This window comes from Pseudoalteromonas sp. SG44-1, assembly GCF_014164315.1.
GTDB classification, from domain to species: Bacteria; Pseudomonadota; Gammaproteobacteria; order Enterobacterales; family Alteromonadaceae; genus Pseudoalteromonas; species Pseudoalteromonas rhizosphaerae.
The window spans coordinates 1-692 of record NZ_JACJEW010000216.1 but is presented as its reverse complement, the minus strand read 5'-3'; the positions used below and the strand labels follow the sequence as shown (position 1 = coordinate 692).

Below are 692 nucleotides of genomic sequence, written 5' to 3'. Positions count from 1 at the left end.
TCTTTTATCCATGTTTGATCTGAATACTCAGTGTTATCTTCCATAAACCTAAACCAGCTTAAATAATTCTCAATGTAGTCTGTACCAATGCCATTAAAACGTCTTAACCATGCCTTCCATCGCATCATATAATTATTAAGTGTTTGGATATGGTAAATACCTTCTACCACTCTTTGGTTATCCAACCCAATCAAACGTTTATGGTCAATGTCGAGTTCTTTAGCAATACCTTTATACGATAAGTTTCCATCAGTACAAAGCACTGAGCCTGATGATAATAAAGGCTTCAATTGTGCTTGAATATTTTCTTTTGTATTTCGTTCTAAAACCTTGTGAGATATAGCACCACTACGATCAAGAGCAATAAAAATAGGAACTTTTTCGATTTTTCCACCACCACGTTTACGTGACTTACGGTTAATAGCCCTCTTACCTTTAAAAGATTCTGGTAAAGATGTTTCATCAGCTTCAATAACACCCGTTAGTACTGAAGGATTAAAGCTGGCAGGGGCTTTAATAAACATATGTCGCCAACGAAATGACGTTCTAAGTGTTATATCCAAAGCTTTAGCTGATTTTCTAAGGGATACGCCTTCCCACATTAATTTGGTATATTCGATCCACTTCTCAGCCTTTTTCATTCGGTAAAGTGGTGAGTCTGCAAGTGCATTAAATGTTTTGTTGCATGATTT

The 692-nt window shown here is 36.0% G+C and carries 1 protein-coding gene; it reads right to left on the bottom strand.

All coding sequences use genetic code 11. The features are described 5' to 3' along the window. Positions 1-692, bottom strand: a 692-nt coding sequence (locus H5187_RS23850) for an IS1595 family transposase (protein WP_182798508.1), incomplete at both ends; no start/stop codon positions are given.